Below are 6,063 nucleotides of genomic sequence, written 5' to 3'. Positions count from 1 at the left end.
GCTGGATAGTGAATTTAAATTCTATAGAGGCCAGCTTCAGCTAATTGACCCTGATAGTGGTGATAACACTCAGTTTGTTTTTAGCGGGAAGTATTTAGGCCAAGGGTTTGAGCCTGGTCACCTTGATGTTTGGCCTAATGGCACTTATCAATTCAGATTAGAAGCTGTTACCAATCGTCATGCGGACGATCTCATTGGTAGCCTACATGCTGGCGAGTCGATGGAGCTCCCCTACGAAATCGAAACCAATGATGGTCAAAAGCTCACCATTATGGTGAAGGTGACCGGTGAAGATAACCAAGCAAAAATTGAAGTAACGCCCTACTCCAGCCTCAATAATCATGTTTACGAAGATCACACTTCCTTTGGCAATACCACTAATCAGCTCAGCAGTGGCGGCACGTTACACGTGATTGACCCCGATCACGACCAAGCCGGTTTTATTGCACAAACCATCACCACCGCCGAAGGTGGTCGGTTCAATATCAACACAAAGGGCCATTGGTCATACGATATTGACAATGATAAAGTCCAACATTTAGGCGCAGGGGAAAGCTTCCAGCAAACCTTTACCGTTGAATCTATTGATGGCAGTGCTAAAAAAGATATCACAGTGACCGTTCATGGCACCAATGATGCGCCAATTGCCTCGGCTGAAGTGCGTTTAGCGAATGGCTTAGAAGATAGCAAAATTGTCCTCACCCCAGCACTGCTACTTGCTAACACAACTGATATCGATGATAACGATATTGGCAAATTATCCATTGAGAACCTACACGCCGACCATGGTTCGATATTAATTAATGGCGATGGCACCTTTACCTTTACGCCAGAAAAAGACTATAACGGCGATGTCCATTTTAGCTATGACGTCAAAGATGCCCACGGTGGTGTGACCCACACCGGTGCATCAACAACACTCTCGGCAGTTGGCGATGCTGCGATCTTCGCCGGAGATAAAAGCGGTCAAATAACAGAAGATCGCCACGTACAAGGTGATGCCCAACATACGATATTTGTCACTGGCGTGTTGAATGTTATCGATCCTGATGCCGGTGAAGATCATTTTTACGCCACTCGTAATGCCCATGCGGTCAGTGATCCCTATGGCGGTCATCTGACCATTGGAAAAGCCGGTGATTGGGCTTATTCGGTTCCCAATGCCAATATTCAGCACTTAGCGGCAGGGCAAGTCGAGCAGGTTCAATATGAAGTAACGACCGCTGGTGGTGATAAACAAATTATTACCATCAATGTGCATGGCACTAATGATAAACCAACAGTTTCTGAAGCTATCGCAGGTGCACATAACATTGATGAAGATGCTGCAAATGCGACCTCTGGGCAAATTATTATCAGCGATGTTGATCATAGCGATCAACATTCTGTCAGTATTGATAGCCAACATCAGCCACAGTATGGTTCTGTTACCTATAATAGCAATACACAAACTTGGGTCTACACACTTAATAACAGCAATAGCCATGTTAATGCTTTAAATAATGGTGAACAATTGACCGATAAGTTTTCTCTATTAGTCGATGATGGACACGGGGGCATTACAACTCAAGAAGTTGAAATGCGCATTGATGGACACAGCGATGTTCCACCAATGCCAACCCTAGTTGCCCCTGCAAAAATTACCGGCAGTGCAGGCAATCAGGACCTGCATGCCTCAATCGGAATTCCTCCAATTATTCACCAAGGAACGCCTACGCCAATGACAGGCTGGGGAATATCAGATCACCACGGACACTCTCTCACTGCATTACACGGTCAATTTGGTACTTTGCATGTCAATCCTGCAACCGGAGAGTTGAGTTACGATTACCAACAAACTTCATCAGGCGTCGTTAAGACACATACAGGAGGCTCTTACGGTAGTGGTACAGACGAAACCGACTCGTTTGTTTTAACCCTAGGAGGCGATCAAAACTCACAAGTCGCGGTGCACCTACATTTGCACTCGCAATCCGTCCATGGAAACAGCGGACATCACATTGACCAAACCACACTAACTGGCATGGATTTATCGCCAATCGCTCCATCACCTCCTCCAGCACCCGGCATGAGCCAAGCGGATGAACCGGATGCCTCTTTCAGCACCCCTGATGAAGTTACTCTTAATTTTGATGAGGTGACGGCAAACCTAGAACATACAGCGATAGGCGAACACGAACAGCGTTCTGGTGCCCATGCTTACCTAGACGCTCTGGGTATTAATGCTGACTCGCCGTCTATAGATTCACCGTCACACAATGTACCAGTAGCGCATGATATCGATATCATTTTCAGTGATGCCGAGAGTGCTTATGGGGCTGAGCAAACTGACGATGGTATGAGTGATGGGCTGTCTCACCATACCGATAACCCATCTATTGATGATTCTTTACACCATCATAATGACGTTGACGGACTGCCTGACATAGACCCAAATAACTAGAACATCACCCCTTCGGTTAGATAAAAAAAGGAGCACGGCATGTGCTCCTTTTTTATGCAAGCCAGAGTGGAGGACTTTACCTCTCTCCAAACGCCACGCTAACATTGGTATAAATCGGTTTCCATAAGTATTGGAACACCGACTTCTCGCCAGTTGTGATGTCTACTTCACCCGTCATACCCGGCAGTATGGAAAAGCTTTCAGGGTTATCACGGAAGTAAGGCGTATCAACCGACACTACAACTTCATAATAGATCTCGCCACGTTCGCTTTGACTTGTGGTCGGTGAAATACTCTCTACCGCCCCTTTTAAAGCCCCAAAGCGGCTGTAATCAAACGCATCAATCTTGACTCGAGTGGGCTGCCCAACACTCACAAAACCAATATCTCTTGGGGACAAACGTGCTTTGAAGTCAGCGTTCCCTCCGACAGGCACAATTTCAACTACCGTGCCACCCGGCTGAATAACACCACCATCCTGCGTGCTTGGTATGCTTTGCACCAAGCCTTGTAGCGGTGACACTAACATAGTGTTCGTCAATTTAGCTTGGCTTGAACGAACTCTAGCATTCAATGCTGATAAGTCAGAGACGGCTTTAGAACGATCATCGCTCACTTTAGCTTTCGCTTCCGCCAGAAGCTGTATGATTTTTTGGTCATTACTGTCAGCTTGTCTAATCAATACCGACTTCTTACCACGAGCTTCTTCGATTTTCTGTTCGATACTGGCCAATTTTTGTCGCATTTCAAGCACACGTAAACGTGAAATGTTACCCGCTTTATAACCCTTCTCCAGTATGTTCAACTCTTGCTTAGTCGCATTTAACTCTTTCTCATAACTCGGCAAGGCCTTTTCTACGCTACGAAGCTGCTCTGCAATTTGCTCGCTCTCTTTCTCAAGCACCACACGCTTTTGGAAGTAGAGGGCTTTTTGCGCGTTCAGCTGCGCTTTTTGTTGGCTGACGATCTCTGGGTAATCGACCTCAAACTCAGCAAGGTTAGGCTCACGTTGCTCAAGCAGCGCATTCATACGTTCCACACTGGCTAGAAGCGTCACTTGTTGGGACTTTAGCTCTTCAAGGGCGGTACGCTGGAAAGTGGCATCAAACTCAACAAGCGGCTGGCCTTTCTCTACCAACTGGCCTTCTTTAACGAGAATTTGCTTTAACTTACCGCCAATCGCGCTTTGTAATACTTGCTTCTCGCCTTCCGGAATCACAGCACCTTTGGCTTTGGCGATTTCATCAACTTGAGTGACTACAGACCAAGTGGCAAAAGCAATAACACATAAGGCAACCGACCATGTGGCCAGCGCCAATGTACGAGCCGTATTTTGTGATTCAACAAGTTCACCGTAGCGCTTGCCCTTCTCGATAGATTGTTTAGTCATTAGCGACTCCTTGCTTAGACTCTGATTGTTCTTGTTGGGCTGCATTTTGTTGAGCAGACGCCTCTTGAGTTGACGGCTGTAGCTCTTGAGATAACGGTTGCTCAGATAACTGCGGTTCTTGAGAAGCTTGAGGCTCTGAAGGCTGTTCCTGCTTCGAAGACTGCTCCGGCTCTAATGGACCGGCATAAACCACTGCACCTTCATTTAATACCACCACTTTATCGGCAAGCTTGATTAAATCCGGATCGTGGGACGTGTAAATCACCGTTGCTTTTCCTTTTTTCGACTGCACAAATTCACCAAATATACGTTTAGCATTTGGGTGAGCATCAGGCACAGGATTATCCATTAAGAACATTGGGTAGTCATAAACCAGCGCTTTCGCGTCAATGAGGATCTGCGCGACGCTGCCAGACAACATGTCAAAAAGGCTGTCCGGCTGAATACTGCTGATGGAAGTATCGAGCCCACCGGATAATGTCTCGAACCAACGCTTTCCGCCCACCATTTCAATTGCAGAGATCATTTTCTGATCTTCGACTTTGTGACCGTCGTTTAGCCACTCTCGAATACTCAGCGTAAGCAAATCAGGATATGCGGCTCGAATGAAACACCAGTGGCGATAAAGCTGCGGATCGTATTGAACGAGGTTAACGCCTTCAAGCTCGACCATCCCGTTTTGGATAGGCTGCAAGCCAGACAGCACTTCAATTAATGTTGATTTACCGCTCCCAGAAGGGCCGGTAATCGCGACAATTTCACCGGCTTCAATATCAAAACTCACACCATTCAAGGCCGGGCGACTCTGTTTGGGATAGCGCAGCGTCACTTGGTCTAATTTCAAGTTAGGCGCTACCACGGGTAACGGGTGATGCTGGTAACTGAATTCACGCTCAGACGGCTGAGACAAAATACGGTTCACTTGCAGCTTGGATTGATTAAAGCTATTAAAACGCATCGCGCTGTTTGCCAACACCTGAGCTGGGCCAGTCACCTTAGATATCAACATCATTGAAGCAATCAAACCACCGGGCGTCATCACTTGTTCAAAAATAAGTCCTATTCCTAACCCCATCACGGCGAGTGTCGACCCCACACCAATGAAATAGTAAATCGAGGTGTACCGGCTCTGGAGAACCGATTGATTAAAGGTCACTGTTGAAGCAAGAAGATTGGCCTTTTTGAAACGTTGAATCCAGTGCTCTGAAAATCCAGCACTGCGAATAAAGGCAAGCTTGGATGACAGCTCATTAGTCATGTTTTGACGATTCGTACCTGCCACTGTCGATTGCATAGAGCGCTTGCTGCTAGAGCGTATCGAGCGTTTTGCTAGCAAGTAATAAAGGATTAAAGAGACGACTGGAACCAGTACCAACCACCCGCCTAAAACACCTATCGCAAGTACAAAAATAAGAATGAATGGCAGATCAAACAGCGCATTTCCTAATGGCCCCGATAGCACACCTGAAATACGCTCTGACAGCATCACTTGGTTTTGCTGACTAGAAGAAGCTGTTTGCTGATTTTGAGCATAGCTATTACGAAGCAGACGCTGCACGAGGGATTGAGAAATCTCACGACTTACTCGGTTGGAAACTGAAGCAAACACTCGGCTACGTAATGTTCTCAACCAACCCATCATCACAAACAACAACGCCGCGCCAATGGCGATACCTTGCAGCTCATGCCCTGCATCACCGCCAATCACATGGTCATAAATCGACATCGTGATGAAAGGAACGGCAAGCGCAAATAAGTTAGTGATAAAGCTGACCAACAACAATTTAGGAATGATGGGACGAAACGCATGTAACCTTTCGCCAACCCAATCAGGAGAGGCCTTCTCTAATGGTGGCCCTTCGATAACGATGCAAAACTGTGGGATCTGGGTAATGTCGTCATTGGCATTAAAGGCAACAAATTGCTTGGATTCTAAATGACCAGAGACCAGCTCATGTTCACCAAGTACCAGTAAGACCAATTTATGTTCACCAACTTCATCTAGGTTGGCAACCAAGCGATAAGGCAGTGCAAGCCTGTCGAACAAGGCAAACATATCGTCGATTGATTCAATGCCATTCTCATCGACCCATTGATGTGCGAACAACTGGATATTAGCATTAACTTCCAACTGCTTAAGAACGGAAAGGCTCTCGGTTTCTAAATGATTCATCACCTCTTGTCGACCGCTGGTATCTGCACGGTTGTTCGCAGGGCGGGATCGCACTTT

3 protein-coding genes are annotated in these 6,063 nt (G+C 46.6%); 1 reads left to right on the top strand and 2 read right to left on the bottom strand.

Annotated elements, in window-relative coordinates; genetic code table 11:
- Positions 1 to 2,443 (top strand): VCBS domain-containing protein (locus AB4263_RS15530; protein WP_372098481.1); only part of this gene is annotated, 2,443 nt, incomplete at its 5' end.
- 76 nt (positions 2,444 to 2,519) lie between these two features.
- Here the strand turns inward: AB4263_RS15530 and AB4263_RS15525 are convergent.
- Entirely contained in the window at positions 2,520 to 3,833 is a 1,314-nt protein-coding gene (locus AB4263_RS15525; RefSeq protein ID WP_017061737.1) for an HlyD family type I secretion periplasmic adaptor subunit, read from the bottom strand.
- Positions 3,826 to 6,060 (bottom strand): ABC transporter transmembrane domain-containing protein, encoded by a 2,235-nt coding sequence (locus AB4263_RS15520; RefSeq protein ID WP_372098482.1) that lies wholly within the window; start codon positions 6,058 to 6,060, stop codon positions 3,826 to 3,828. Before AB4263_RS15520 ends, AB4263_RS15525 begins: the two co-directional genes overlap by 8 nt.
- Positions 6,061 to 6,063: the final 3 nt, after the last annotated feature.

The organism is Vibrio sp. 10N.261.55.C5 (assembly GCF_041470505.1).
GTDB classification, from domain to species: domain Bacteria; phylum Pseudomonadota; class Gammaproteobacteria; order Enterobacterales; family Vibrionaceae; genus Vibrio; species Vibrio crassostreae_C.
This window is presented reverse-complemented; position numbering and strand designations above follow the sequence as displayed.

Bases quoted from the DNA above. Each gene is read 5' to 3' on its own strand.
- AB4263_RS15525 (WP_017061737.1), bottom strand. From the start codon at position 3,833: ATGACTAAACAATCTATCGAGAAGGGCAAGCGCTACGGTGAACTTGTT.